General features: G+C 62.8%; 25 protein-coding genes. 14 read left to right on the top strand and 11 right to left on the bottom strand.

Going from position 1 to position 25,598, the window contains the following annotated elements; translation table 11 throughout:
- The first annotated feature begins 101 nt into the window (after window positions 1-101).
- The 3 genes from surE to E4662_RS09785 are packed head-to-tail and all read left to right on the top strand — an operon-like array spanning window position 102 to window position 2,753.
- Window positions 102-887: a 5'/3'-nucleotidase SurE gene (surE, locus tag E4662_RS09795; RefSeq protein WP_136441355.1), complete on the top strand. Its 786-nt coding sequence runs from the start codon at window positions 102-104 to the stop codon at window positions 885-887.
- Window positions 884-1,525, top strand: coding sequence for a protein-L-isoaspartate(D-aspartate) O-methyltransferase (locus E4662_RS09790; RefSeq protein ID WP_136441354.1), 642 nt, complete (start codon window positions 884-886; stop codon window positions 1,523-1,525). Before surE ends, E4662_RS09790 begins: the two co-directional genes overlap by 4 nt.
- Before the next feature lie 58 nt (window positions 1,526-1,583).
- On the top strand, window positions 1,584-2,753 hold the full coding sequence (locus E4662_RS09785; RefSeq protein ID WP_136441353.1) for a LysM peptidoglycan-binding domain-containing M23 family metallopeptidase: 1,170 nt from the start codon (window positions 1,584-1,586) through the stop codon (window positions 2,751-2,753).
- A 137-nt stretch (window positions 2,754-2,890) separates the two neighbouring features.
- Here the strand turns inward: E4662_RS09785 and E4662_RS09780 are convergent, their stop codons facing one another.
- Complete coding sequence (locus E4662_RS09780) at window positions 2,891-3,811, bottom strand: LysR substrate-binding domain-containing protein (RefSeq protein WP_136441352.1); 921 nt, start codon at window positions 3,809-3,811, stop codon at window positions 2,891-2,893.
- 103 nt (window positions 3,812-3,914) lie between these two features.
- Entirely contained in the window at window positions 3,915-5,033 is a 1,119-nt protein-coding gene (locus E4662_RS09775) for a DUF6456 domain-containing protein (protein WP_136441351.1), read from the bottom strand.
- Window positions 5,034-5,265: 232 nt separating this feature from the next.
- Here E4662_RS09775 and E4662_RS09770 point away from each other — a divergent pair, with 232 nt between their 5' ends.
- A complete protein-coding gene (locus tag E4662_RS09770; RefSeq protein ID WP_136441350.1) occupies window positions 5,266-5,559 on the top strand; it encodes a DUF6477 family protein in 294 nt (97 codons plus the stop codon).
- A gap of 82 nt (window positions 5,560-5,641) precedes the next feature.
- On the opposite strand, the gene E4662_RS09765 is transcribed toward E4662_RS09770, so the two are convergent.
- Complete coding sequence (locus E4662_RS09765) at window positions 5,642-7,186, bottom strand: trimethylamine methyltransferase family protein (protein WP_136441349.1); 1,545 nt, start codon at window positions 7,184-7,186, stop codon at window positions 5,642-5,644.
- A 268-nt stretch (window positions 7,187-7,454) separates the two neighbouring features.
- Here E4662_RS09765 and E4662_RS09760 point away from each other — a divergent pair, with 268 nt between their 5' ends.
- The 6 genes from E4662_RS09760 to E4662_RS09735 all read left to right on the top strand — a co-directional run bounded on the left by E4662_RS09760 (window position 7,455) and on the right by E4662_RS09735 (window position 12,695).
- Window positions 7,455-8,144: an outer membrane protein gene (locus E4662_RS09760; RefSeq protein ID WP_136441348.1), complete on the top strand. Its 690-nt coding sequence runs from the start codon at window positions 7,455-7,457 to the stop codon at window positions 8,142-8,144.
- A 91-nt stretch (window positions 8,145-8,235) separates the two neighbouring features.
- Window positions 8,236-9,795, top strand: coding sequence for a glutamine-hydrolyzing GMP synthase (guaA, locus tag E4662_RS09755; protein WP_136441347.1), 1,560 nt, complete (start codon window positions 8,236-8,238; stop codon window positions 9,793-9,795).
- A 222-nt stretch (window positions 9,796-10,017) separates the two neighbouring features.
- Window positions 10,018-10,896, top strand: a complete 879-nt coding sequence (locus tag E4662_RS09750) for a sulfotransferase family 2 domain-containing protein (protein WP_136441346.1) — start codon at window positions 10,018-10,020, stop codon at window positions 10,894-10,896.
- Between the two features lie 4 nt (window positions 10,897-10,900).
- Window positions 10,901-11,182, top strand: a complete 282-nt coding sequence (locus tag E4662_RS09745; protein ID WP_136441345.1) for a putative quinol monooxygenase — start codon at window positions 10,901-10,903, stop codon at window positions 11,180-11,182.
- Window positions 11,183-11,350: 168 nt separating this feature from the next.
- Complete coding sequence (gene bmt / locus E4662_RS09740) at window positions 11,351-12,364, top strand: betaine--homocysteine S-methyltransferase (RefSeq protein ID WP_136441344.1); 1,014 nt, start codon at window positions 11,351-11,353, stop codon at window positions 12,362-12,364.
- Window positions 12,365-12,404: 40 nt separating this feature from the next.
- Window positions 12,405-12,695 (top strand): N-(5'-phosphoribosyl)anthranilate isomerase, encoded by a 291-nt coding sequence (locus E4662_RS09735; RefSeq protein ID WP_136441343.1) that lies wholly within the window; start codon window positions 12,405-12,407, stop codon window positions 12,693-12,695.
- Between the two features lie 10 nt (window positions 12,696-12,705).
- On the opposite strand, the gene E4662_RS09730 is transcribed toward E4662_RS09735, so the two are convergent.
- The gene (locus E4662_RS09730; protein WP_136441342.1) at window positions 12,706-13,791 is read right to left on the bottom strand and encodes a PA0069 family radical SAM protein; all 1,086 of its coding nucleotides are present in this window, start codon (window positions 13,789-13,791) and stop codon (window positions 12,706-12,708) included.
- 174 nt (window positions 13,792-13,965) lie between these two features.
- On the opposite strand from E4662_RS09730, the gene E4662_RS09725 reads away from it, so the two are divergent.
- From E4662_RS09725 to E4662_RS09720, 3 genes are all read left to right on the top strand, one after another.
- Complete coding sequence (locus E4662_RS09725; RefSeq protein ID WP_136441341.1) at window positions 13,966-14,670, top strand: corrinoid protein; 705 nt, start codon at window positions 13,966-13,968, stop codon at window positions 14,668-14,670.
- 127 nt (window positions 14,671-14,797) lie between these two features.
- A complete protein-coding gene (locus E4662_RS24065) occupies window positions 14,798-14,971 on the top strand; it encodes a hypothetical protein (protein WP_168797948.1) in 174 nt (57 codons plus the stop codon).
- The gene (locus E4662_RS09720; RefSeq protein ID WP_136441340.1) at window positions 14,952-15,599 is read left to right on the top strand and encodes a DUF1638 domain-containing protein; all 648 of its coding nucleotides are present in this window, start codon (window positions 14,952-14,954) and stop codon (window positions 15,597-15,599) included. Before E4662_RS24065 ends, E4662_RS09720 begins: the two co-directional genes overlap by 20 nt.
- Window positions 15,600-15,708: 109 nt before the next feature.
- On the opposite strand, the gene E4662_RS09715 is transcribed toward E4662_RS09720, so the two are convergent.
- Together E4662_RS09715 and E4662_RS09710 are read right to left on the bottom strand one after the other, a co-directional pair.
- Window positions 15,709-17,529, bottom strand: coding sequence for an ABCB family ABC transporter ATP-binding protein/permease (locus E4662_RS09715; protein WP_136441339.1), 1,821 nt, complete (start codon window positions 17,527-17,529; stop codon window positions 15,709-15,711).
- Between the two features lie 59 nt (window positions 17,530-17,588).
- Window positions 17,589-19,001, bottom strand: a complete 1,413-nt coding sequence (locus tag E4662_RS09710; RefSeq protein WP_168797947.1) for a LysM peptidoglycan-binding domain-containing protein — start codon at window positions 18,999-19,001, stop codon at window positions 17,589-17,591.
- Window positions 19,002-19,149: 148 nt separating this feature from the next.
- On the opposite strand from E4662_RS09710, the gene E4662_RS09705 reads away from it, so the two are divergent.
- Window positions 19,150-19,701 carry an LOG family protein gene (locus E4662_RS09705; RefSeq protein WP_136441337.1) on the top strand — a complete coding sequence of 184 codons (552 nt, stop codon included), beginning with the start codon at window positions 19,150-19,152 and terminating at the stop codon, window positions 19,699-19,701.
- On the opposite strand, the gene rarD is transcribed toward E4662_RS09705, so the two are convergent.
- The 5 genes from rarD to E4662_RS09680 form a co-directional block, all read right to left on the bottom strand.
- Window positions 19,644-20,558, bottom strand: coding sequence for an EamA family transporter RarD (gene rarD / locus E4662_RS09700; RefSeq protein WP_136441336.1), 915 nt, complete (start codon window positions 20,556-20,558; stop codon window positions 19,644-19,646). The genes E4662_RS09705 and rarD overlap by 58 nt on opposite strands.
- Window positions 20,559-20,683: 125 nt before the next feature.
- Window positions 20,684-21,283, bottom strand: coding sequence for a superoxide dismutase (locus tag E4662_RS09695; protein ID WP_136441335.1), 600 nt, complete (start codon window positions 21,281-21,283; stop codon window positions 20,684-20,686).
- A 119-nt stretch (window positions 21,284-21,402) separates the two neighbouring features.
- Window positions 21,403-21,825 carry a PH domain-containing protein gene (locus E4662_RS09690; protein ID WP_136441334.1) on the bottom strand — a complete coding sequence of 141 codons (423 nt, stop codon included), beginning with the start codon at window positions 21,823-21,825 and terminating at the stop codon, window positions 21,403-21,405.
- A gap of 131 nt (window positions 21,826-21,956) precedes the next feature.
- Window positions 21,957-22,523, bottom strand: coding sequence for a sarcosine oxidase subunit gamma (locus E4662_RS09685; protein ID WP_136441333.1), 567 nt, complete (start codon window positions 22,521-22,523; stop codon window positions 21,957-21,959).
- A complete protein-coding gene (locus tag E4662_RS09680) occupies window positions 22,516-25,542 on the bottom strand; it encodes a sarcosine oxidase subunit alpha family protein (RefSeq protein ID WP_136441332.1) in 3,027 nt (1,008 codons plus the stop codon). The genes E4662_RS09685 and E4662_RS09680 overlap by 8 nt, the downstream gene beginning before the upstream one ends.
- Window positions 25,543-25,598: the final 56 nt, after the last annotated feature.

Raw genomic sequence — 25,598 nt, 5'->3', positions numbered from 1 at the left:
TGGGGTGAGAGGAACGGCCGCTTAGGGCCAAACGCTCCCGGCACCTTGCCCGCCCTCCGCCCTTCGCCTATTGAGGAAGAAAGGCAAGGACAGGCACCCTCATGCGCATTCTCATCACCAATGACGACGGTATCAACGCCCCCGGACTGGCAATTCTCGAAGCCATTGCGCAGGACATCGCCGGCGCGGATGGCGAGGTTTGGGTCGTAGCCCCCGCTTTTGAACAATCGGGCGTCGCGCATTGCATTTCCTACACGCACCCCACGATGATCGCCAAGATGGGCGAACGCCGTTATGCCGCCGAAGGCAGCCCGGCCGATTGTGTCATGGCCGGGGTGCATGACGTTCTGAAAGAGACGCCGCCGGACCTCATCCTTTCGGGTGTGAACCGGGGCAACAACTCCGCCGAAAACGCGCTGTATTCCGGCACGTTGGGCGGCGCCATGGAAGGCGCGCTGCAGGGCATCCGATCTATTGCGCTGTCGCAATACCTCGGGCCGGAAACCATGGGTCTTGATAACCCTTTTGAGGCGGCGGCCACCTATGGCGCGGATGTTGTTCGCCGGATCCTGTCCACCAATGCCTCTGACGATCAACCCTATACGCTCTTCTGGAACGTCAACTTCCCGCCCGTACCCGCCGATGCCGTCAAGGGCGTCAAACTCGCCCCGCAAGGCATTCGCCCGAACACCAATTTCTCGGTCGAGCCGCATGTCTCCCCCTCCGGGCGGCGCTTTCTCTGGGCCAAGGGCGGCAACCAGCGCATCGGAACAGCGCCGGGCACCGACGCTGCCGTCAACCTCGACGGTTATGTCTCTGTCACACCGATGCGTGCGGACCTGACCGATCACGCCATGCTGGACGCGCTGAAAGACAGCTTTGCATGACCTTCGACGCCGAAGCCAAGATGCAGTTCCTCTTTGCACTGCGCTCCAAAGGCGTGACCGACAGCGCCGTGCTGCAAGCCATGGAACGTGTGGATCGCGGGGATTATATACAAGGCTACTTCACCGAACGCGCCTACGAGGACATGCCGCTGCCCATCGCCTGCGGCCAGACCATTTCGCAGCCTTCGGTGGTTGGCACCATGACGCAGGCTCTACAGGTCGGCCCGCGTGACAAGGTTCTGGAAGTCGGCACGGGTTCCGGCTATCAGGCCGCGATCCTCAGCCAACTGGCACGGCGGGTCTACACGGTGGATCGCCACCGCCGCCTTGTGCGCGCCGCGCGGACCGTTTTTGAGGCGCAGGGTATCAACAATATCACCGTTTTCACTGCCGATGGCTCTCACGGATTGCCCGATCAGGCCCCGTTTGATCGCATTTTGGTGACTGCCGCAGCGGAAGACCCCCCCGGCCCGCTCTTGGCCCAGCTGAAAATTGGCGGTATCATGGTTGTACCGGTGGGGCAGTCCGATGCGGTGCAACGGCTGATCCGGGTGACACGGCACGAAGGCGGGTTCGACTACGAGGAACTGCGCCCGGTGCGGTTTGTTCCGCTGGTAGAAGGTTTGGGCAAGGACTAAAGGCCCTGTTTTATTTGCTGACCTCCGGGGACACGGAGGCACGCGCGAGGACATCGAGATGACGTTTTCCGGACTTACCCGACTGAGCTCCGCCGTGGCGGTCTGTGCGCTGCTGAGCGCCTGCTCCGATACGCTGGATTTTGACCTGCGCGGCAAGATGGGCGGCAGCCTGGACACCTCCGGGGCGGCGCAGAGCGCCCGCGCCGAGAACCGGCCCAGCCCGGACACGCGCGGGGTGCTGTCTTACCCGAATTACCAGGTCGCCATCGCGCGACGCGGCGACACGCTGGCCGATGTGGCGGCACGTGTTGGCCTGCCCGCGGATGAGCTGGCCCGCTACAACGGCATCAAGACAACCGATCCGCTGCGTCGGGGCGAGATTGTTGCCCTGCCCCGCCGGGTTTCCGAATCCGAAAGCGGTGTGATCCGTCCGGCTGCGGACGTCGATGTGGCCACGCTGGCGGGCAATGCCATTGACCGAGCCGAGCCGACAACACCCGCCGCACAGACAGGCGCGTCCGGGGTCGAACCCGTCCGCCACCAGGTGGCGCGCGGCGAGACGGCCTTTACCATCGCACGGCTCTACAATGTCTCGCCCCGGTCGCTGGCCGAATGGAACGGGCTGGACCAGCAATTCTCCGTCCGGGAAGGCCAGTTCCTGCTGATCCCGGTCACCCGCGATGCAGAACCCGTGCGCGAGACCGCAGCCGTGACCGAACCGGGCGAAGGCTCACCCACTCCGGTGCCGCCCTCCGCAGCCAAACCGCTGCCAACGGAAACCCTGCCCCCGGCACAAACCACAACCACCGCCGCCACCACGCCGAAGCCGGAAAAACCCGTGGCGGAAATCGGGCAATCGCAGGCCAAACCGGCCTCGACCGCCGCCATGGTCATGCCGGTCTCGGGCAGCATCATCCGCGACTACGCCAAAGGCCGGAACGAAGGCATCGACATCGCCGCATCCGCAGGCAGCCCGGTCAAAGCCGCCGCCTCGGGCAAGGTCGCCTCGATCAGCACAACAGCCGAAGGGGTAAAGTTCCTGCTCATCCGCCACCCGGATGATGTGATCACCGTCTACACGCACCTTGATGATATCACGGTGAAAAAAGGCGATGCGGTCAGCAAGGGACAACCGCTCGGCAAGGTCCGCGCCGGCGATCCGGCCTTCCTGCACTTCGAGGTGCGCAAGGGGTTCGACAGCACGGACCCGATGCCCTACCTACGGTAAACCCCGCATACCTTCCTGCCCCACCCTAGCCCTCCCCAAGGGGAGGGAACAGGCGCGCAATCCCCTCCCCTTGGGGAGGGTTAGGGTGGGGCAAAAAAGGTATGGGTGGGGTAAAGAAGGTACGGGTGGTGGAAAACCTATACCGCCCGCCGCGCGTCTTCCATCAAGGCACAGCCCACGGTCTCCAGCGTGTCCGCAAGCGCGCCAAACCACTCCGTCGGCTGGCGCGTGGCCCGACGCACGAGGCCAATGGCGCGGAACGGTTCAGGGTCATCGAAGCGCCGCAGCCGCAGCCCCGGCGCAAGCGCCATCTCCGAGCGGGCCGCCAATTCCGGCATCAGCGTCAGTCCGAAACCCGCCTCCACCAGGCGCGTCAGCGTCGGCAAGGACGAGGCCCCCATGTGAATGCGCGGATGTCCCCGGCCCCGCCCGCACACCGCAAGCGCCTGATCAGTCAGGCAGTGCCCGTCTTCCAAAAGCAGGATCTGACGTTCGCTGAGCGCATCGGGCCGGATATGCGTCTCCATCGCCTCCATCCGCGCCGCGCTGCCTGCGAGCAGGAAGCGGTCCTCGAAAAGCGGCCGCTCCTCCAGGCCATCCCGTTCCGTCGGCAGCGCGAGTATACAGGCATCCAGCGCCCCTTCCGTCAGTTGGTCCAGAACGCGGTCGGTCTTACCTTCCGTGATCTGCACATCGAGTGAGATATCCGAAGCGCGCAGCGCCGCAAGGGCGTCCGGCAACAGGTACGGCGCGATCGTCGGGATCACCCCAAGCCGCAAAACCCCGCCTAGGCCCTGCCGGTTCTGCGCGCTGTGCTCCAGCGCCGCAACCTCCGAGAGCACCCGGTGCGCGGTTTCCAGAACCTCGCGCCCGAGCGGAGTCAATACGATGCGGCGGGCATGGCGTTCCACCAAAGCACCACCAAGGCTGCGTTCAAGCTCTTGAATTTGTACGGAAAGCGCCGGTTGGCTGACAAAGCATGTCTCGGCAGCGCGGCGGAAATTGCCCTGCTCGGCGAGCGCTTTGAAGTAGGTGAGTTGTTTGAGCGTAATGGTCATGCGGCTTGTCTTATCGCAAACCGAATACCTGTAAAGGAAATCTTATGAGGGCAGCCCCCGCGCCCTGTCGTTCGATGGTTCGGCGAACCGCGCCGACCCTGCCTTATCCGACGAGATCACCGCCCCGAGCGCTGCGCTCTTCGTAATGGCGGCGCAATCGCTGCAACGCGATACGCAACACGACCTTGCCCGAACGCGCCGACCAGCCAAGATGCTTTTCAGCGGTCTCCAGCCCTTCGAGGTAGCAGCAGCAGCGCAAGGCCACATCGCCCAAGCCCGGCCCGAGATCCTTAAGTGCCGCTTCAAGCCGCGCCCGCGCCGCCCCCGCACCATGATCCTCCGCTCCACCAGGCGCGCTCTGAACGCCGGCGGTCAGGAACTGGTCCCAGTTTTGCGTGGTGCGCGGGCCCATCTGGGCCAGTTCGAAGTCTTCGCGCAGACGCTCACCCGCGGTGATCAGCACGTCGCTCAGGAACGGCTTGCCTTCCTTGTCCTTGCGCCGGGCCAGAGCGGTCAGCGGGCTGTCCACCAGCATGAACCGCCCCTTGCGGGCCCGCGGATCCCGGTCGATTTCGTCCAGGGCCACGTCCGCTGCGCGCCCGGTATCGAATCCCGCCTGCGCTTCAGCAAAACCGCGCACGCGGTTCTCCTGCTCCGCCATCAGCTTGTTGAGCGCCGCGCGCCCGGCAGAGGTGATGTGATAGCGTGAGATGCGGCCCGGTTCGTCGCAGGCAATCCACTCTTTCAAAGCCATGGCCTGCGCAATGGCGCTATCGACCACGGCAGTGCGCGTGCTGCCGCCTTCGCCCATGTCCCGCACAACCACGGCCTTGTCCATTTCCGCCGCCACGGCCAGAACCGCGCCGTTTTCGCACAATCGCCGCAAAACCCGCCGCGCTTCGCGCGACAGCGTTTTTTCATCCGGCTGGGCGGGCATATCGTTAAAAGCAGTCATGACGTCAAAGTCCCCTTTTGACTGTATTGCGTCCCGGGTGGCACGGACACGGCCAAGCTGGCGCAAGGCTGCATCAATCAAAGGGTCATCACGCCGTGTCTCGATCCGTCGCACCTGCCGCAGAACGGTGGAGGCATGACACCCCGCCCGCCGCGCCAACTCGCGGATCGAAAAGCCTTCTTCGGTATGCGCAAGGTACACGCGCGCCGCATCAGGCACCCATTTCGGCAGCAAGGCCGTCATATCGCTGTCTCTGGCCTCGATCATGTTTCCCCTTCCCCGGGCGATCGGTTATCCACAAAAATATCCCCATGGACAATTCGCAACCTAGGCGTGTGTGTGTTACTCCAAAGTTAAAATCCGGGTGGTGACACAAGATTTAACTTAATTTCTAAACAGTCCGGTAACCCATCGTTCGCGTCTGGGCATCAATGCGCAACACCGCCGGTGGTTGTGTCACCTTCTGCGACAGGGGCACAAACCACCGGAGACAAGATCGATGAAAGATATCCTTGGCATGTTGAGCGAACTGCATCGTCCACGCCTGCTGATTCGGGCCGCACGGATCGCCGCGCAGGACTATAATCGCACCGCGCATCTCGGCCGGTTGCTCGGCGGCGGAGCGCCCGCACGGCACGGATCGGCGTTAATGAAGCTTATCGAATTGGAAACGGACATCGATGACAGCCGCCGCCGCAAGGAAGCCGGCTACAGCATCTCGCGTCACGTCGAGGTTCTCTCGGCGCTCATGGGCGAGGCCCGGCTTCTGCGCCAGAGCCAGGCCGGGATTTGATCCGCCGGTTCAGGGCGGACCAAATTTCTTCAAAGAAATTTGCAAAATCCATCAATGGATTTTGCTGCGCCCCATGGCACGGTCAGAGGAAGCTGTCCGACATCGACGCCTTCTTGTTCGCAACATATCCGGCAAGCGCTTCGGCAATGGCCGGGTCCATCTGCGGCTGAACATAGGTATCGATCAGCTTTTGCACCCGCGCCGCAGCCAGCGTCGCCGTATCGCGCGCGCCTTCTTCGGACCAGGTCTCGAACGGCTTGTAATCCAGCATTTCGGAGCGCCAGAACGCCGTCTTGAAGTTCGCCTGTGTATGCGCGCAGCCCAAGAAGTGTCCGCCCGGCCCGACCTCGCGGAGCGCATCCATGGCCTGACCGTTGTCATCCATCGACACACCTTTGGCAAAGTGGTGCAGCGCGCCAAGCTGGTCGGCGTCCATCACGAACTTCTCGAAGCTGGAGACAAGCCCGCCTTCGAGCCAGCCGCAGGCGTGCAGCATGAAGTTCACACCGGCCTGCAAACCCATGTTCAGCGTGTTCGCCGTCTCGTAAGCCGCCTGCGCGTCGGGCAGTTTCGAGCCGCAGAACGAGCCGGCGGAGCGGAACGGCAGGCCCAGACGTCGCGCCAACTGGCCCGCACCATAGGTCACATGCGCCGCTTCCGGCGTGCCGAAGGTCGGCGCGCCCGAGTTCATGTCGATCGAGGTCACAAAGGCCCCCATGATCACCGGCGCCCCTTTGCGGATCAGCTGGCTGTAGGCCACGCCCGCCAGAACTTCGGCCAGAACCTGCGTCAGCGTGCCCGCAACCGTCACCGGCGACATGGCCCCGCCCACGATGAACGGCGAGATGATCGCAGCCTGATTGTTGGCGGCATAGACCTCCAACGCGCCCATCATCACATCGTCAAAGGTCAGCGGCGAGTTGATGTTGATCAGCGAGACCATCACCGTGTTGTCCTGCACGAACTCCTTGCCAAAGAGGATCTCGCACATCTCCACCGAATCCTGCGCCCGGCTCGGCTCGGTGACGGACCCCATGAAAGGCTTGTCGGACAGGGTCATATGGGCGTGAATCATGTCCAGGTGACGCTTGTTCACCGGAATGTCTGTCGGCTCGCAGACGGTGCCGCCCGAATGGTGCAGCCACTTCGACATCTGTCCCAGCTTCACGAATTTGCGGAAATCTTCCATCGTGGCATAGCGGCGGCCGCCTTCCAGATCGCGCACGAAAGGCGGGCCATAGACCGGTGCAAGGACGAGGTTGCGCCCGCCGATCTCGACGTTCTTGGCCGGGTTGCGCGCGTGCTGGGTGAACTGGCTCGGAGCCGTCTTGCACAGCTCCCGCGCCAGCCCGCGCGGGATGCGCACCCGCTCGCCATCAATATCCGCGCCCGCTTCGCGCCAGCGCTCCAGCGCGGCGGGGTTGTTGACGAAGTTGACGCCGATCTCTTCGAGCACCGTTTCGGCGTTGTGCTCGATGACCTGCAGCGCCTCTTCGTTCAGCACTTCGAAATTGGGAATATTGCGTTCGATGAAACGCGCGGTCTCCACGACAACGGACGTCCGTTCCGCCCGCCGCGCGGCCCCGCCGCCACCCCGAGCCCGTCTGCGCGTACCTGCCTCAGCCATGGTCAATCATCCCTTCCGTATCAGCCAAAGGGCCTTCCCGCCCCGCGTTGGCAAAAGATGTAGCCCGCTCCGCGCATGGGCCGTACGCGGTTTCCGGCGATTGAGGGGGGAAAACGACATATGCAGGCGGTTTTTAGGGCGCGCCGCCAGCAACGGCGACACAGGGCAACACGAAAGCCACACAAAGACAAAAGCGAGTGATCCAACCATGGCTCTCCCTCCGCATGAGGCAGATACTTCGTTCGTATAGTTTTTCGAGGGAACCACCATGTTTCAGCAAACCACTTTCGCCCTGACCACACTGGCCTGCCTTGGCCTCGCCGCCACCGCACAGGCCGACGGGCCGCCCGAAGATCCGCAGCCCCTGCCCCCCGTTGTTGTCGCCCATGATTGGTCCGGCGCCTATGCCGGCCTGAGCCTGTCCGCCAACACCGGCGATTTCGGCAACGGCGGCAACTTTCCCGGTGACGGCGAAGGCGATCTGAGCGGCAGCGGCTACGGCCTCCTGCTTGGCTACAACATCCAGAACGGCAAATGGGTGTACGGTGCCGAACTGGCCCTGTCCGGCGCGGATATCAATGGCCACGAAGACTGTTCGAACACGGTCTATGAGTGCGGCGCAAAGATCGACCGCTTCGGCTCGCTCCGCGCCAAGCTCGGCTATACCGTCGGTCCGCAGACGCTGGTCTTCGGTCTTGCCGGTTTTGCCGCCGCCGACGTCTATGCCTACACCGATGATGACGGTGTGTTCGGGCGCGGCCGCAATGGTGAGACCCAGCGGGTCAATGGTTATGTCTTTGGTCTCGGCCTTGAGCACATGGTGTCCAAGAACGTCGCCCTGCGTGGCGCGATCATCCACCATTCCTTCAACGATGCCGATTATATGACCGACGTGCCTTACAGCGACATCGACGCGGATTTCACCTCGATCGAAATCGGCGTGACGTACCAATTCTAAGCTGTTTTGTCGGCGCGGGCCTCTCTCGCGCCGACATTCCACGCCTTGCGCCCCATGGCCTCTTGCGCAACGGAGGCCAGCCGCCTAAAGCGTGGCCATGACCCAGCATGACACCCTCCTCATCATCGATTTCGGATCGCAGGTCACGCAGCTGATCGCGCGCCGTTTGCGCGAACTTAGCGTCTACTGCGAAATTCGCCCCTATCAGACCGTGACCATGGATGTGGTCCGCGAACTGGCCCCCAAGGCGATCATCTTCTCCGGCGGCCCGGACAGCGTCACCCGCGAGGGAAGCCCGCGCGCCCCGCAGGAAATCTTTGACTACGGCGTGCCGATCCTCGGTATCTGCTATGGCCAGCAAGTGATGATGCAGCAGTTGGGCGGCCGCGTTGAGAGCGGCCACGGCACCGCCGAATTTGGACGCGCCTTTGTCACCCCCAAAGCCCCGCTGGATCTGCTCGACGGCTGGTTCGAGGACGACAAGGAACAGGTCTGGATGAGCCACGGCGATCACGTCGCCGAAATCGCACCGGGCTTTGAAGTTTACGGCACCTCCCCCGGCGCGCCGTTTGCCATCACCGCCGATGCCTCGCGTCATTTCTATGCGGTGCAGTTCCACCCCGAAGTGCACCACACGCCCAAGGGCGCCAAGCTCTATGAGAACTTCGTGCGTCTCGCGGGGTTCAAAGGCGACTGGACCATGGGGGCCTATCGCGAAGAGGCCGTGGCCAAGATCCGCGAGCAGGTAGGCGACAAAAAGGTCATCTGCGCCCTCTCCGGCGGCGTCGACAGCTCCGTTGCGGCGGCGCTCATCCATGAAGCCATCGGTGATCAGCTGACCTGTGTGTTCGTGGATCACGGCCTGCTGCGCCTGAACGAAGCCGAAGAGGTCGTGGGCATGTTCCGCGATCACATGAACCTCTCGGTGATCCACGCGCAGGAGCAGGAATTGTTCCTCGGCGAGCTCGACGGCGTGTCCGACCCGGAAACCAAGCGCAAGATCATCGGCAAACTCTTCATCGACGTCTTCCAGAAATACGCGGGCGAGATCGACGGCGCGGAGTTCCTCGCCCAGGGCACCCTGTATCCGGACGTTATTGAATCGGTGTCCTTCAGCGGCGGCCCGTCCGTGACGATCAAATCGCACCACAACGTCGGCGGCCTGCCGGAAAAGATGGGCCTCAAGCTGGTCGAACCGCTGCGCGAGTTGTTCAAGGACGAGGTCCGCGCTCTGGGCCGCGAATTTGGCCTGCCCGACCACTTCATCGGCCGCCACCCCTTCCCCGGCCCCGGCCTCGCCATCCGCTGCCCCGGCGAGATCACCCGCGAGAAGCTGGAAATCCTGCGCAAGGCGGATGCGGTCTATATCGACCAGATCCGCAAACACGGTCTCTATGACGAGATCTGGCAAGCCTTCGTGGCAATCCTGCCGGTCCGCACTGTGGGTGTGATGGGTGACGGGCGCACCTATGATTATGCCTGCGCTTTGCGCGCGGTGACATCCGTCGACGGCATGACAGCGGATTACTACCCGTTCAGCCATGACTTCCTCGGCGAGACCGCAACGCGGATCATCAACGAAGTCAAAGGCATCAACCGCGTGACCTATGACGTGACCTCGAAGCCTCCGGGCACCATCGAGTGGGAATGATCCCCTTGTTTGCCAGGCGTTGCCCGGTTTTGCAGCAATCCCGCTGCAAGGCGGCAAAGTCCGGCGGACAGGCTTGACCCCAAGGCAGAGGCCGCAAAAGATGTGCGCGGCCTTGCCACTGGATTTCAAGAAGACCGACTTTGGAGCATACCTTTGCCAATTGACCGGAAAGACGCCCCGACGGCGCCCCCTCCAAAGGCAACGCTGGCCGTCTGGATCCGCATGTTGGCCCGCATTGCCAACAACACGGCCCGCTCGCTCAAAGGCTCTGCATCCCTTGCGCTGAAACCCAAAGGCGCCAAGGCACCCTGCCCCCCGGTTCACCTGTCAGACCTGCCCGAAGACAAGCGTACCTTTCATCACTGGAACGAAAGCTTCCCGATGACGCACGGGCTGGAGCCCGTCACGCTGGTCCATATCGGCAAATGCGGCGGCACCTCGATCCGGCGCTCCTTTGTCGAGGCGGGCATCGACGTGCACGAGTTGCACATGCGCAAAGCCCCTCTCGATGCGGCGCGCCGCTACGTGGTCTGGGTGCGCGATCCGATCAAACGCTTCATCTCCGCCTTCAACCACTCCAAAAGCATCACACAATTTGACATCACGGGCATGGCCCCCGGCACCGCCACTTTGGAAAACTGTCCTGCGCCGATGCGGATCGAGACCAAGATCAAAACCGGTCACGCCTACCCCGGCGAATACGAATACCTCATGGCGCAGTTCGAGACTGCCAACGATCTGGCCGAAGCGCTCTATGGCCCAAGCCTGAAGCGCCGCCTTCTGGCGCATCTGCTCATGCGCATGCCGGACGAGCACATGAACAAAGGCATCGGCTGGCACCTGCACAACGGGGCCTGGGTTGACGTCTACAAGGACAACATCGCTGCCGTGGGCCGGGTCGAAACCTTTGACGCTGATTTTGCCGCGATGATCGAAGACATGCAACTTGGCAGGGATGTGCCGCTCAAACACACAAGAATGCACAAGGCCAATCTCGAAACAGCCCTGAGCGAGGCGGCCATCACCAACCTCAAACGCTTCTACCGCAACACCGACTACAAGGCGCTTGAAACCCTGAAACGCCACGGATTTCTGGAGTAAACCGATGCCGGTCTACCTCACCGGAACCATGACCTGCCCGCCCGAGCGTCTTGACGCTGTGCGCGCAGCGCTGCCTGCGCATATCGCCCTGACCCGTGCCGAGCCCGGCTGCACCCGCTTTGATGTCACCGAAGACGTCCACACACCGGGCCAGTTCCACGTCAGCGAAGAATTCACCAACCGCGCGGCGTTTGACGCCCACCAGATCCGCGGCGCATCCTCCGCTTGGGCCGATGTGACGCGCGGTCTGCCGCGTGACTATGCCATTCGCGACACAGGTGAATAGCACCGCGGAACCGCTTGTTTCTTCTCTGTAAAAATATCCAAAACACGGCACGGTGCACAAACCTGCGTTTGATCTTGAACGCGGCTCATAACGATCTTGCACATTATGCAATTGCCCAAGGCGGGCTTCCGTGAAAGACGGCGCAAATTACAGGTTCATGGAGGACAAATGTCCGACGCTCTCACAAAAATGCTCGAAACCCGCGATTGGATTCTGACCGATGGCGCGACGGGGACCAACCTCTTCAACATGGGTTTGCAGTCCGGCGATGCGCCGGAGTTCTGGAACGAGGATGAGCCGGACAAGATCCGCGCGCTCTATAACGGGGCCATCAACGCGGGCTCCGATCTGTTCCTGACCAACTCCTTCGGCGCCAACGCGTCGCGCCTGAAGCTACATGACGCCGGGAACCGGGCTTACGAGCTGTCGAAACTGGCGGCCGAGCTGGGCCGGGACTGCGCCGACAAGGCCGGGCGCGCGGTCATCGTCGCAGGCTCCGTCGGTCCCACCGGCGAGATTATGGGGGCAGCCGGCACGCTCGCCCACGAGACCGCCGTCGAGATGTTCGAAGAGACCGCCAAAGGCCTGATGGACGGCGGCGCAGACGTGCTCTGGGTCGAGACAATCTCGGCCCCCGAGGAGTTCAAAGCCGCAGCAGAAGCCTTTGGTAACATTGGCGCGCCCTGGTGCGGGACCATGTCCTTTGACACGGCAGGCCGCACCATGATGGGTGTGACATCGGCTTCCATGGTCAGCCTTGTCGAAGAGCTGCCCAACCCGCCCATCGCCTTCGGTGCAAACTGCGGTGTTGGTGCGTCGGACTTGCTGCGCACAGTGCTCGGCTTTGTCGCGCAGGGCACGGAACGGCCGATCATTGCCAAGGGCAACGCGGGCATTCCCAAGTATGTGCATGGCCATATCCACTACGACGGCACACCGGAGCTGATGGCCGATTACGCCTGTCTTGCCCGCGCCTCGGGTGCGCGGATCATCGGTGGCTGTTGCGGCACCCTGCCAGAGCATCTGCGCGCCATGCGCGAAGCCTTGGAGACCCGCCCCGTCGGCGAGCGCCCGACGTTGGAGCAAATCACGCAAGCCTTGGGCGGTTTCTCCTCAGAAAGCGACGGCACCGACGACAGCGGACCCACCCGCGCGCGCCGCAGCCGTCGCCGCCGGGCCTGAGTTCACCAAGGCTTAACCATGCGTGCCATAGCCTCAAGCCATGACACGAATCCCGGATCACCTGCGACCCGAAGACTGGATTCGAACGATTTTCTCTGCCCGCGCGGCGGCGGAAGGCGGCGTGATCCGGCGTAAAACGCGCGATATAGAACGCATTGTTGGCCGGGATCGCTTTGCCCATGAACTGGCGCGACGCGGGTTTTCAGCCATCGAAAACGGTGGCCAGACGGTGATCTTCTGCAACCGCGAACCTGTCCGGTTCTGGTCACTGCCAGAGCCAGAAGCGCAAATTCCATCAATGGAATTTGCAAAACCCGTGGACGGGTTTTGACCCGCCCCAATCAGAACAAGCGCATCTGATCCCCGGCCCGCAGCGGCACCTTGAACAGATCGCAGCGCAGCTCCGGCTGGCGTTGATCCAGCCCCAGGGCCCGCGCAGCCCGGTCAAACCGCCGCGCGATGATCTCGGCGTAGGGCCCCTCTCCGCGCATCCGGCTGAACCATTTGGCGGAGTAAACCTCCCCACCATGCATGTCCCGCAAATGCCCCATGATCCGCGCCGCACGATCCGGGTAATGCCCCTCAAGCCACTCCTGCCACAGCGTGGCCACCTCGCGCGGCAGCCGCAGCATGATCCAGCTCGCCGCGCTTGCCCCGGCGTCGCGCCCAGCCTCCAGAATCGCTTCAAGCTCAGGATCGGTCAAAGCCGGCACCAGCGGCGATGCCATGACACGCACCGGCACTCCCGCCTCCGCCAGCCGCCGGATCGTCTCCAACCGCCGCATCGGCGCAGGGCAGCGCGGCTCCATCTTGCGCGACAGCGCGGCATCAAGCGTCGTCACCGAAATCCCCACGCGGACAAGCCCAAGCGCCGCCATTTCTGACAACAGATCCAGATCCCGCTCGATCAGCGTGCCTTTGGTCACAATCGCCACCGGGTGCCGAAAATCGCGCAGCACTTCCAGGCAACGCCTCATGATTCCCCGTTCCGCTTCAATCGGTTGATAGGGATCGGTGTTGGTGCCGATCGCCAACGGGGCTACACGATATTTCTTTGCACGCAGTTCACGCTCCAGAACCTCCGGTGCCGAGGGCCGCGCGATCAGGCGCGTTTCAAAATCCAGCCCCGGCGACAGCCCAAGGTAGGCATGACTGGGCCGGGCAAAGCAGTAGATACAGCCGTGCTCGCAGCCGCGGTACGGGTTGATCGAGCGGTCAAACGGCAGGTCCGGCGATTTTTGATAGGTGATGACGCTGCGCGGCACCTCATCGCTGACCTGCGTGCGCAGCACCGCGCGCTCTTCCATCAGATCCCAGCCGTCATGCGTGTCTTCCCGTGCAAAACGCTCGAATCGGCCAACATCCCGGCTCTTTGCCCCGCGGCCGGGCCGGTTTTCTGCACGAACGGGTCTGAGGGCGCGGGTCATCGCCAAAAACTAGAACATTAAGCGAACATTCGCAATCCCCTGCCACAATCAAAACCTGCGGCGTCGGAGAAATGACGCTTCATGTCGGAATTCGCCAATCGCGCGGAAGCCTTTCGCCGCATTAGGGATTAATGGACAGGCCCCACCGCGGCCCGGCAGAAGGAAACGTGACCCATGTCCGATGAAGAAGACGACATCATCCTCTCCGAACTGAACGACGACGAACTCGTCGAACAGATGTGGGACGACCTTTACGATGGTCTCAAGGAAGAGATCGAGGAAGGTACCAACATCCTGCTTGAACGCGGATGGCAACCCTATGATGTGCTGACCAAATCTCTGGTTGCTGGCATGACCATCGTGGGCAAGGATTTCCGCGACGGGATCCTGTTTGTGCCGGAGGTTCTTCTGGCCGCCAACGCCATGAAGGCGGGCATGGCCATTCTCAAGCCGCTTCTGGCCGAAACCGGCGCACCGCGCATGGGCAAAATGGTCATTGGCACGGTCAAAGGCGACATTCACGACATCGGCAAGAACCTCGTTTCCATGATGATGGAAGGCGCAGGCTTTGAAGTGGTCGATCTGGGGATCAACAACCCGGTCGAGAACTACCTTGAGGCCGTGGCCAAGGAAGAGGCCGACATCCTCGGCATGTCCGCCCTGCTGACCACGACCATGCCTTATATGAAGGTGGTGATCGACGCGATGGTCGAGCAAGGCATCCGCGACGACTACATCGTTCTGGTTGGCGGCGCCCCGCTAAACGAAGAGTTCGGCAAGGCCATCGGGGCTGATGCCTACTGCCGTGATGCAGCCGTGGCCGTGGAGACGGCCAAGGAATTCATCGCCCGCAAACACAACCAGCTGGCGGCCGGGTGACGCGCATAAGCGCCGAAAATCGGCCAAATCGCGCTTAATTTCGCTTCGAAGGCCTCTTTGTGATCAAAGGGGCCTTTTTCTTTAACCTCTTATGGCTCATATTAAAGGCAAGAGAGAGGAGCTCTGCGTGCCTGTTACATCCTTTGTCATCCTGATCCTGTCCGTCATAGCCGCTGCGGGTTTGACGATATGGGCGGTGACGGCCTGGGGGATGTTGACGGTGCTGCCGCTGCTGATCTCTCTTGCGCTGATCGCCCGCTGGGCCATGGCGCATGTTCCCCATGACGACAACCACGCCTGATTCAAACACGCTGACAAACGACGGCCTGCCGCCTCAGGGCGACGGACGGGTGTTGCTGATTGCCTGCGGGGCGCTGGCCCGCGAAATTCTGGACCTGAAGGCGCGCAATGGCTGGGATCACCTCGATCTGACCTGCCTGCCCGCGATTTTGCACAACCACCCTGAACGTATCACCGATGCCGTGCGCGAGGCTGTCGCCAAACACCGGGCAGCGTATGCCGAGATTTTTGTCGTCTACGCGGATTGCGGCACCGGCGGCCTGCTCGAAGCGGCCTGTGCAGAGATGGGCGTCGAGATGATTGCGGGCCCGCATTGCTATGCGTTTTTTGACGGGGTGCAGGCTTTTGCGGAGCGCGACGAGTTCACCAGCTTCTTCCTGACCGATTTTCTGGTCCGCCAGTTCGAAGCCTTTGTCTGGAAACCGCTCGGTCTCGACCGCCATCCGGACCTGCGCGACATGTACTTCGGCCACTATGAGGCCTTGGTCTACCTCGCTCAGACCGACGATCCGGCTTTGACGACGCGGGCGCAGGAACAGGCCGCCCGGCTCGGATTGCGCTTTGAGCGGCGCTTGACCGGCTACGGAGACCTGGCGGAAACGTTGCAGGGCTGGGCGTCTCGCGGGTGACGGCTGGCCCCGGGGGCTGCAACCTACATCGCGGAACCCGTCCCGGAGCAAGTCCGGGACGCGCTTTGCTCAATGCCCGCTTAAACCCATCAATCCAGCCACGCGCCTGTTACGCCGCCTCTTCATCTTCCGCCCGCTGCCGTGCCCAGAGCGCGGCATAGCGGCCTTGCCGTGCCAGAAGTGTCTCGTGATCGCCCTCTTCGATCACCGCGCCGTCCTGCAAAACCACGATCCGGTCCGCATCGGCAATCGTCGACAGGCGGTGCGCGATGGTGATCACCGTGCGCCCTTCCCCGGCGCGGCGCAGCGCCTCCTGGATCGACGCCTCTGTTTCCGTGTCCAAAGCCGAGGTCGCCTCGTCGAGCAAAAGCAGCGGCGGGTTCTTGAGCAGCGTGCGCGCAATGCCCACCCGCTGTTTCTCGCCCCCCGAGAGCTTAAGGCCCCGCTCGCCAACGGCCGTGTCATACCCCTCGGGCAAAGACGCGATGAAGTCGTGGATCTGCGCGGCCTTCGCCGCCTCGATGATCTCTTCCTCGCTTGCGCCGTCCCGCCCATAGGCGATGTTGTAGCGAATGGTATCGTTGAACAGCACCGTGTCCTGCGGCACCACGCCGATGGCCGAATGCAGGCTCACCTGCGTGACATCGCGCAGATCCTGCCCGTCGATCCGGATCGCCCCGCCGCCGACATCATAAAACCGGAACAACAGCCGCCCGATGGTGGACTTGCCGGACCCGGATGGGCCAACCAGCGCCACGGTCTGTCCCGCGCCCACGCTCAGCGACACGCCCTTGAGGATCGGCCGCTCTGGATCGTAGCCGAACTGCACATCGTCAAAACTCACAACCCCGCCCGAAACCGCCAGATCCGGCGCACCCGGCTTGTCCTGCACCTCCTGCGGCTGTTCCAGAAGACCGAACATTTCCCCCATATCCACAAGGCTTTGCCGGATCTCGCGATAAACCGTGCCAAGGAAGTTCAGCGGCATGGTGATCTGGATCATGTAGGCGTTGACCATGACGAAATCACCCACGGTCAGATCCCCCGCCTGCACCCCAAGTGCGGCCATGACCATAACGGCAACGAGGCCCGAGGTGATCAGGAAGCTCTGCCCAAAGTTGAGGAATGCCAGCGACGTCGCGGTCCGGATCGCCGCCGACTCATAACCTTTCATGGCCTGATCATAGCGCGCCGCCTCGCGCGCCTCGGCGCCGAAGTATTTGACCGTCTCGAAATTCAGCAGGCTGTCGATGGCCTTCTGGTTCGCCTCCGTGTCCTGCTCGTTCATCTTGCGGCGCAGTTTCACGCGCCATTCCGTGACCTTGAAGGTGAACCAGACATAGAGCGCAATGACCAGAACAACGACGGCCAAGTACCAGACATCAAAGAGGAAAAACAAAACGCCCGCGACGAGCAGCAGTTCCAGAACCAGCGGCCCCACGCTGAACAGCATGAAGCGCAACAGGAACTCCACGCCTTTCACCCCGCGCTCGATAATCCGCGACAGGCCGCCGGTTTTGCGGGTGATGTGATAGCGCAGGGAGAGGCGGTGAATGTGGGTGAAGGTCTCCAGCGCAAGCTGCCGCAGCGCCCGCTGTCCGACCTTGGCAAAGACCGCATCGCGCAACTGCTGAAACCCCACGGTCATCAGTCGCGCCATGCCGTAGGCCACCGTCAGCCCCACCGCGCCAAGCATCAGCTCGGACACCTCGCCCGAAAGCGTATCAACAGCCGTCTTGTAGAGGATCGGCGTGCCAACGGAGATCAGCTTGGCCAGAACAAGGAAAGACAGCGCAATGACCACACGCCGTTTGACCCAAGTCTTGTCCTCCGGCCAGAGATAGGGAATGACCTTGCGGATGGTGCGCCAGCCGGAACGGCGTTCGGCGGCGGCAATCTCGGCGTCTGATCTGTCGGTATCAGGGGGCATGGGGCGTCCTTTGCGTCAGGCTTTCTGACTTAGGTCGCCAAACCGGAAAAAACCAGCCCCTACTCCTGCGGCAAATCGAAGATCTGGCCCGGATAGATCAGGTCCGGATTGCGGATGCGGTCAGCGTTGGCCTTGTAAACCTTCACGTAATCCAGCCCCTCGCCGTAGCGATCCCGCGCGATGGCCCAGAGCGTGTGGCCCGGCTGCACGGTGATGGCCGTGATCGGCCCCGATTCCGCCGCCGCCGCCAGCGTCTCGGCGCTCTCACGCAGGAAAGGGCTTTCGACCCGCGCGGTCACATCACCTGCCTCGTCGATCTGATCGACGCGCAGCGTGTATGTGCCGGTGTCGACTTCCGGCAAGGTCACGCGCCAGCGCCCGTCCTCTTCGATGCGCGAGGTGGTGAGCGGTGCGTTGTCCAGATAGATACGGATAAAACTGTCCAGCTCGCCGCGCCCGGACACCAGCACCTCGCCCGCAGTGTCATAGCTGATGGCGTCCAAGGCCACGTCACCGGGCGCAAGCGGTGCGCTTTGCATGACCTCGATGCCGGACGGGCCGGAGATCAGCACAGCCGGGGCCTGCGGCTCCGGCGTGGTCTCCGGAGCCTTCGCGGTCTCAACCGGCTCTTCGGGCTCCGGCGCGGATTCCTGTTCAGCTTCAGCGGTCTGCAAAGGCTCGGCTGGCTGTTCAGCCTCAGCACCGGTCTTCGCTTCCGCCGTCTGTTCTGTTTCAGGCGCAGGCGCGGTCTCCGGCGCGGCAGCCACCTCCACGGTCTCCGTTGTCCCCTCGTCAGAGGCTTCCGCATCGGCGGTCTGCTCGGGCTCCGGCTGTGGCTCCGGCGCGGGCGCAGGAGTCGGGGCCAGGATAACCTCTTCGTTCGAAGCCATTTCCTCGCCGTCCGGCTGCTGCTGCAACAGGCTCAGAACCTGTGCCCGCTCGCTGGCGTCGATATCGAGGAAAATGACAAAACGGCCGTCCGCGCCGATTTTCGTATCCGCCAAACGCGCGCCATTGACCAGAACCGAAACGGTCGCCCCCGGTGCGCCCATACCTGCCACCAGCGTGCTGCCGCCGGGATCGGCGCGCACCAGATCAAAGCTCGGAGCGCCCGGCAGATCGGTTTCAACATCCGGCTCCGGCGCGGATTGCGTTGCAATGTCAGCCGCTTGCGCATCACTTCCGTCAATCGTCAGCGCCTCCGGGACAGTCTGGCGCGGCGCACCGTCGCTTTGCGGCAGGGCGGCAAGGTCCACACCCGGCTCGGCGGGCGCGGCGGGCTGATCACCAAGGGTAAAGCCCACCTGCGGAGCCTTGGCCTGCGCTTCGGGAGCGTTTTGCGTGACATCCGCAGGCGGCACATCACGACCAAACAGGCGATCCAGATCGAGCGCGCCCGTGGCCACGGCCACCGCCGTCACCGCTGCAACACCCGTGCCGCCCAAGGCGGATCCTAGCGCCAATTTGCTCATGATCTGTCCAAATTCCGTCGACATCCCCAACGCCGCGCTGGCAGGCACGGCTGAGCGTGTATATCAACGGCTCAACACAGCGTCAAAAGGGGTTTTGTGGCCTCCTGCGGGCTGTAACCCATTGTACACATGAGCCCGGAGGCCTCCCATGTCCAAGAAATCCATCTGCGTCTACTGCGGCTCGCGCTTTGGCAAGGAGCCGGGGTACACGGCGCAGGCCGAGGCCATGGGGCAAGCCATCGCCGCCGAAGGCTGGCGGCTGGTCTATGGCGCGGGGGATGTCGGGCTGATGGGGGCCGTGGCGCGGGCCACGCAGGACGCGGGCGGCGAGACCTTCGGCGTGATCCCGACGCACCTGCTGGAATGGGAGGTGGGCAAGCGCGATCTGACCACCTTCGTGATCACCGAGACGATGCATGAGCGCAAGAAAGTCATGCTGATGAACGCCGACGCGGTGGTGGTGATGCCCGGCGGCGCGGGATCTTTGGACGAGTTCTTTGAGGTGCTGACATGGCGCCAGCTCGGCCTGCACAACAAACCGATCATCCTTTTGGACGCGGGCGGGTTCTGGGCACCGCTCAAAGCGCTGCTGCGGCACACGGTCGATCAGGGCTTTGCCGAGGAGAGCTTACTCGATTTCGTTCAAAGCGGCGAGTCGGCAGCGGAGGTCATGGCGCTTTTGCGGCGGGCCCTCTCCTGAGCGAAACCCGATCCCGAATACAGCGCCAGCGCCGTCCAGATCAGGGCAAAGGCAATTGTGTGCCAAATCGTCAACGCCTCGCCAAACAGCACCACCGCGCAGAAGAACTGCAGCGTCGGGTTGACGTATTGAAGCAATCCCACGGTGGACATGCTGAGCTTTTGTGCCGCCGAGGAAAAGAGCACGAGTGGTAGGGCCGTCAACACGCCCGAAAAGATCAGCATACCCGCCGTCAGCGCATCGGTGCCGAAATGCCCTGCCCCATTGCCATGCACCCACAGCAGGTAACCCGCGGCGGGCAAAGCCAAAAGCGCGACCTCCCCGGTGACGGAAACCACCGGCCCGATCTTGAGATTGCGTTTCACCAGACCATAGAGGCCGAACGTGCCCGCGAGGATCAGTGAGATCCACGGCGCGGCCCCCAGCCCCCATGTCAGTTGCACCACTCCCAGCGTCGCCAGCGCTACGGCGATCCATTGCAACGCGGCCAGCCGCTCTTTCATGACGATGACACCCAGCAGCACGGACACCAGCGGGAACATGTAGTATCCCAGCGAGGTCTGCGTCACCTGCCCCGCCTGGATCGAGAAGATGAACAGAAACCAGTTGGCGGTGATCATCAGCGCGGAAAAGGCCAGAACCGGCAAGGCGCGCTTGTCCTTTAACGCCTGCCCCAATGCCGAAATCCGCCCCTGCACCATGAGCAACCCGGCAAACACCACCAGCGACCACAGCGTGCGATGCGCCAGCAGCTCCAGCGGCGGCACGTGGGCCAGAAGCTTGTAATAGATCGGCGACAGCCCCCAGACAGTGCAGGCCGCGATCATGGCAAGAAGGCCGCTTTTGCTGTGGGTCATGGCAAGGCTCCGGCGGATACCCAACCGCCTTACGCCTCCCGCACGCATTGGGCAAGCGCCCATGCACAAACGAAAAAGGCCCGCCAGAGGGCGAGCCTTTCAATGCTGTTTCCGAAGCCGTGCGATCAGAGGCGCGAGGCGACGTTTTCCCAGTTCACCAGGTTGTCGAGGAAGTTCGACAGGTAGGCCGGACGCTTGTTGCGGAAGTCGATGTAGTAGGAGTGTTCCCACACGTCACAGCCGAGCAGAGCGGTCTGGCCGAAGCACAGCGGGTTCACGCCATTTTCGGTCTTGGTCACTTTCAGGCCACCGTCGGTGTCCTTGACCAGCCAGCACCAGCCGGAGCCGAACTGACCCGCGCCCGCAGCGGCGAAATCATCCTTGAACTTCTCAACGGAGCCAAAGCTCTCCTTGATGGCCGCTTCCAGCTCGCCCGGCATGGCCGCGCCGCCCGGGCTCATCATTTCCCAGAACTGCATATGGTTCCAGTGCTGCGAGGCGTTGTTGAAGATGCCGTTCTGCGCAACAGCCGACGCATCATAGGTGCCGGTGATGATGTCTTCGAGCGACTTGCCCGCCCACTCGGTGCCTTCGATCAGCTTGTTGCCGTTCACAACATAGGCGTTGTGGTGGATGTCGTGGTGATATTCCATCGTCTCCTGGCTCATGCCTTTGGAGGCGAGCGCATCGTGAGCGTAGGGAAGGTCGGGAAGTTCGAATGCCATGGGACATTGCTCCTGTTGCTGCGTTGTGTTTGGGATATACCTGTCGCGCGACGCGGGAGAGGTCAAGGCCTATGAGGCGCGGAACACCCTGCAAAATCGCACGGTGCCCGCCCCCGCGATCACTTGAGAGGCTTTTTCTCGCACTTGCCTTTGCCCCGAAACGTGTCCGCATAGCCCAGCGGCAGCGCAGACAGGGTCATTTGCGCAGACTTCTTGAGATAGGTGGCGCGGTACTGGATCGTGCCGGTCTGGTTCATGCGGTTCTTGAAATCCAGCTCCCACGCAAAGGTCGTGCGCTTGGCATTGTCGGTCTTGATCCGCCCTTCCAGAGGCTGGCGATTGTTGAAATAGAGAATGACCGGATCAGAGACGACAACGGTCTTGCTCGCCTCGTCCACCCCGACAAACAGAACCTCCGGAATATAGCCCGAGGACCCGGCTTCGCGGATCTCGCATTCATAGGCGAACTGTCCCGCCAGGGCGGCACTCGCCGTGCCGATGCTCAAAGCTGCAGATGTGAAAAGGTTGAAAAGAAAGCGCATTTTTGCCTCACTGGTACGGATATTGCCGCACAACACTACGCTTTGCACAAGAGGGCGCAAGCGCATTGTCGCGCATGCGCGTCAGTATCTGAGCGCCGGGGCGCGTTTCTCGCCCCGGCCTCTTGTGTTGCTTAGAAAAAACCCACCGCGCTGGCCGGATGGGCGGCGGTTTTCAGCAGCCCCATCACGTAATCGGCCACCGAACGGAAGCAGATCACCGTCGCCTCTTCTTCGCTCTCCAGCCAGAACGCCGCCGGGACCTGCGCCATGCGCGTGCGCTTGACCTCGCCAAGCGGCAGCCCCTCGGGCGACAGATCCGCAGGCGAGAGCTTGGCCAGCACTTCGCGCACATTGGCCCCGGTCAGGCGGAACACCGCGCGGGCGTCCGAGACATTGGCCACAAGCGCGTGGGTCCCGACAAGCGCGTCGGTCATGGACTGCACCGTGCCGGGCACATCCGCATAGGCGCAGAGCACCAGCACCTCGTCGGGTGACATCCACAGGATGCCCTTGCCGTCCGCCGTGCTGGCCTCGCGCATCTGCGGCATCTCCACGCCCGTCGGCGCGGTTGCGGCGCGGCGCAGGTCGGTGGCGGCCAGATCCCCGCGCAGGGTGATCATGCCCATGGGGCCGATCTCTTCGATCGTCACGAGCCCCTCATAGCGGGCGTTCATCAGCGGGCTGACAGGTTCAGACATTCTGCTTCTCCCCTTCCGGGTCATAGAAAACCGGGCTGACAATCTTGGCCGCGACGAGCGTCTCGCCATCGTCCTTCATGAAGTGGATGATCTCCCCCATGCGCTCCGGCCCATCAAGAACCAGCCCCATGGCAATCCCGCGCTCCAGCATCGGCGAATGATAGGTCGAGGTCACGCGGCCCTGCGTGTTGCGCTGGTTGTTGGCGTTGCGGCCGTCCTTGATCGCATAGGCACCGTCGGGCAGCACCGATTTGTCCTCGGTCAGCAGGCCCACCAGCTTCCAGCGGGTCGGATCGGTCATGTGGCTGCGCTCTTGCGCGCGTTTTCCAAGGAAGTCTTCCTTCTTCTTGGAAATCGCCCAGTTCAGGCCGAGATCCTGCGGGATCACCGTCCCGTCAGTCTCGTCGCCGATCATGATAAAGCCCTTCTCGGCCCGCATGATGTGCAAACATTCCGTGCCATAAGGCGTGATGTTCCACTGCGCGCCGACCTGCATGCACAGGTCCCAGAAGGCCTGGCCAAAGCTCGCTGGCACGGCAATCTCGTAGCTCAGCTCGCCGGAGAAGGAGATGCGGTACGCGCGGGCCGGAATGCCGGCCAGTTCGCCGTCTTTCCACTCCATGAAGGCCAGCGCGTCCTTGGAGACATCCATGCCGCCAAGCGCTTCAAGCAGGTCCCGCGCATGGGGTCCAACCACGGCGATCTGGGCGTATTCCTCGGTGACATTGGCGGTGTAGACCTTCCAGTCCCACCACTCGCACTGCAGCCAGTCTTCCATATGGCCGTGGATATGCTCCGCGCCGCCGGTGGTGGTGTGGCAGAGGAACGTGTCCTCGTCGATCCGCGCCACCACGCCGTCATCCATCAGGAAGCCGTTCTCCGAACACATCAGGCCATAGCGGCATTTGCCGGGCTTCAGCGTGCTCATCATGTTGGTGTACATCATGTCGAGGAAACGCCCTGCATCGGGGCCCTTGACGATGATCTTGCCCAGCGTGGATGCGTCAAGCAAACCAAGGCTTTCGCGGGTGTTTTTCACCTCGCGCATCACCGCATCATGCTTGCTCTCGCCATCCTTGGGGAAGCAATACGGGCGACGCCAGTGGCCCACGGGTTCGAACGCCGCGCCGTTCTTTTCATGCCAGGCATGGATCGGCGTCTTGCGGATCGGCTGGAAGATTTCGCCGCGGGCTTCACCTGCAATCGCGCCCATGGAAATGGGGGTATAGGGCGGGCGGAAGGTGGTGGTGCCAACCTGCGGAATAGCTTCACCCAATGCGTTAGAAAGCGTGGCGAGACCGTTGATATTGCTCAGTTTACCCTGATCGGTTGCCATGCCGAGCGTGGTGTAGCGCTTGGTATGTTCAACACTCTCGTAGCCTTCGCGGGCCGCGAGTTGCACGTCCGAGACCTTCACGTCGTTCTGATAGTCGAGCCAGGCTTTCATCTTCAGCTCATAACCCGCGCCCTGCGGCATCAGCCAAACCGGCGTCATCGCCGCCTCGTCGGGCCCTTGCGCCTGCGGCACAACCGCGCCCGCCTCGGCTTTCCCACCTGCCCGCTCAAGCGCGATTTTCCCTGCGGAATGCGCATCTTGCAGCGCATCGTTCAGGTGCAGATGACCATTGGCCGTCCCGGCTGTCGTGACAAACGGCAGACCGTCCGCGCCGGTGGGCGCGCGGGAGGCATCGGGGCGGAAGAAGGCGTGCTCTTCGTCCCAGAGCAGCTTGCCACCGCAATGCGACCACAGGTGCACCACCGGAGACCAGCCGCCGGACATGGCGACGCAGTCACAGGCGATTTCCTCGACCATTGCACCTTCCCCGGCCTGGCTGCACACCGCCACGCCTTTGACGCGCTGGCCACCGACGACCTTGGCAATGCCCATGCCTTCCAGAACGCGGATCCCGGCGGCCTTGGCTTCGGCCACCAGCGGCGGCGCATGCACATGCACGCGCACATCGAGGATCGCAGGCACGGAAAGCCCGGCCTTTTTCAGCGTCAGCGCGGTGCGATACGCGTCGTCATTGTTGGTCACAACCACGGTGCGGTCTCCAATGGAGACGCCGTAATCAACCACGTAGTCGCGCACGGCAGAAGCCAGCATAACGCCGGGAATGTCGTTGCCTGAGAAGCTCAGCGGGCGTTCGATCGCGCCTGTCGCCGTGACCACCTGCTTGGTGCGAATGCGCCAGAGGCGATGACGCGGGCCGTCCGCCTCCGGCGCATGGTCGGTCAGCCGCTCATAGCCCAGCACATAGCCATGATCGTAAACACCCGAGCCCATGCAGCGGGTCCGCAGGGTGACATTCGGCATCACTTCAAGCGCGGCGACGGCCTCAGTGATCCAATCTTCGGCGGATTTACCGTCAATCTCGCCGCCATCAACCGGCGTGCGTCCGCCCCAGAAAGCGGTCTGTTCAATCAGCAGCACCTTCAGCCCGCTCTGCCCGGCGGTCAGCGCCGCCTGCAGGCCAGCCACACCGCCGCCGACCACCAGCACGTCCACATGGGCATAGAAATGCTCATAAGTGTCGGGATCGCGCGTTTCCGCGTCCGGCGCTTTGCCGAGGCCTGCGGAGTGGCGGATAAACGGCTCGTAGATGTGCTTCCAGAAGGGACGCGGGTGGATGAACATCTTGTAATAGAAGCCCGCCGGCAGGAAGCGCGCGAACTTCTGGTTGATCGCGCCCACGTCAAACTCAAGGCTCGGCCAGTGGTTCTGCGAGGTGGCCTTGAGCCCTTCGAACAATTCCGTGGTCGTGGCGCGGGCGTTCGGCTCATGCGTCACCCCTTCGCCAAGGTTCACCAGGGCGTTCGGCTCTTCCGCGCCGGAAGCCACCACGCCGCGCGGGCGATGGTATTTGAAGCTGCGGCCCATAAGCATCTGGTCATTGGCCAGAAGCGCAGAGGCCAGCGTATCCCCGGCATGACCGGTGAACCGTTTGCCGTTGAAGGTGAACGCGACCTGTTTGGAGCGGTCAATCAGACGGCCGGATGTGGCAAGACGTGTGCTCATGATTGGGAGCCTTCATTCTTGGCGGATCGCCGGGGACGCTGCCCCCGGACCCCCGG

This window comes from Pacificoceanicola onchidii (assembly GCF_004804335.1).
Taxonomy (GTDB): domain Bacteria; phylum Pseudomonadota; class Alphaproteobacteria; order Rhodobacterales; family Rhodobacteraceae; genus Pacificoceanicola; species Pacificoceanicola onchidii.
Note: the sequence above shows the minus strand (reverse complement) of the source record. Positions and strands in the feature narration are given on the sequence as shown.

Excerpts from the sequence above, each read along its gene's own strand:
- surE (WP_136441355.1), top strand. The coding sequence starts at position 102 with ATGCGCATTCTCATCACCAATGACGACGGTATCAACGCCCCCGGACTG.
- E4662_RS09790 (WP_136441354.1), top strand. The coding sequence starts at position 884 with ATGACCTTCGACGCCGAAGCCAAGATGCAGTTCCTCTTTGCACTGCGC.
- E4662_RS09785 (WP_136441353.1), top strand. The coding sequence starts at position 1,584 with ATGACGTTTTCCGGACTTACCCGACTGAGCTCCGCCGTGGCGGTCTGT.
- E4662_RS09780 (WP_136441352.1), bottom strand. The coding sequence starts at position 3,811 with ATGACCATTACGCTCAAACAACTCACCTACTTCAAAGCGCTCGCCGAG.
- E4662_RS09775 (WP_136441351.1), bottom strand. The coding sequence starts at position 5,033 with ATGATCGAGGCCAGAGACAGCGATATGACGGCCTTGCTGCCGAAATGG.
- E4662_RS09770 (WP_136441350.1), top strand. The coding sequence starts at position 5,266 with ATGAAAGATATCCTTGGCATGTTGAGCGAACTGCATCGTCCACGCCTG.
- E4662_RS09765 (WP_136441349.1), bottom strand. The coding sequence starts at position 7,186 with ATGGCTGAGGCAGGTACGCGCAGACGGGCTCGGGGTGGCGGCGGGGCC.
- E4662_RS09760 (WP_136441348.1), top strand. The coding sequence starts at position 7,455 with ATGTTTCAGCAAACCACTTTCGCCCTGACCACACTGGCCTGCCTTGGC.
- E4662_RS09750 (WP_136441346.1), top strand. The coding sequence starts at position 10,018 with ATGTTGGCCCGCATTGCCAACAACACGGCCCGCTCGCTCAAAGGCTCT.
- E4662_RS09745 (WP_136441345.1), top strand. The coding sequence starts at position 10,901 with ATGCCGGTCTACCTCACCGGAACCATGACCTGCCCGCCCGAGCGTCTT.
- bmt (WP_136441344.1), top strand. The coding sequence starts at position 11,351 with ATGTCCGACGCTCTCACAAAAATGCTCGAAACCCGCGATTGGATTCTG.
- E4662_RS09735 (WP_136441343.1), top strand. The coding sequence starts at position 12,405 with ATGACACGAATCCCGGATCACCTGCGACCCGAAGACTGGATTCGAACG.
- E4662_RS09730 (WP_136441342.1), bottom strand. The coding sequence starts at position 13,791 with ATGACCCGCGCCCTCAGACCCGTTCGTGCAGAAAACCGGCCCGGCCGC.
- E4662_RS09725 (WP_136441341.1), top strand. The coding sequence starts at position 13,966 with ATGTCCGATGAAGAAGACGACATCATCCTCTCCGAACTGAACGACGAC.
- E4662_RS09720 (WP_136441340.1), top strand. The coding sequence starts at position 14,952 with ATGACGACAACCACGCCTGATTCAAACACGCTGACAAACGACGGCCTG.
- E4662_RS09715 (WP_136441339.1), bottom strand. The coding sequence starts at position 17,529 with ATGCCCCCTGATACCGACAGATCAGACGCCGAGATTGCCGCCGCCGAA.
- E4662_RS09710 (WP_168797947.1), bottom strand. The coding sequence starts at position 19,001 with ATGAGCAAATTGGCGCTAGGATCCGCCTTGGGCGGCACGGGTGTTGCA.
- E4662_RS09705 (WP_136441337.1), top strand. The coding sequence starts at position 19,150 with ATGTCCAAGAAATCCATCTGCGTCTACTGCGGCTCGCGCTTTGGCAAG.
- rarD (WP_136441336.1), bottom strand. The coding sequence starts at position 20,558 with ATGACCCACAGCAAAAGCGGCCTTCTTGCCATGATCGCGGCCTGCACT.
- E4662_RS09695 (WP_136441335.1), bottom strand. The coding sequence starts at position 21,283 with ATGGCATTCGAACTTCCCGACCTTCCCTACGCTCACGATGCGCTCGCC.
- E4662_RS09690 (WP_136441334.1), bottom strand. The coding sequence starts at position 21,825 with ATGCGCTTTCTTTTCAACCTTTTCACATCTGCAGCTTTGAGCATCGGC.
- E4662_RS09685 (WP_136441333.1), bottom strand. The coding sequence starts at position 22,523 with ATGTCTGAACCTGTCAGCCCGCTGATGAACGCCCGCTATGAGGGGCTC.
- E4662_RS09680 (WP_136441332.1), bottom strand. The coding sequence starts at position 25,542 with ATGAGCACACGTCTTGCCACATCCGGCCGTCTGATTGACCGCTCCAAA.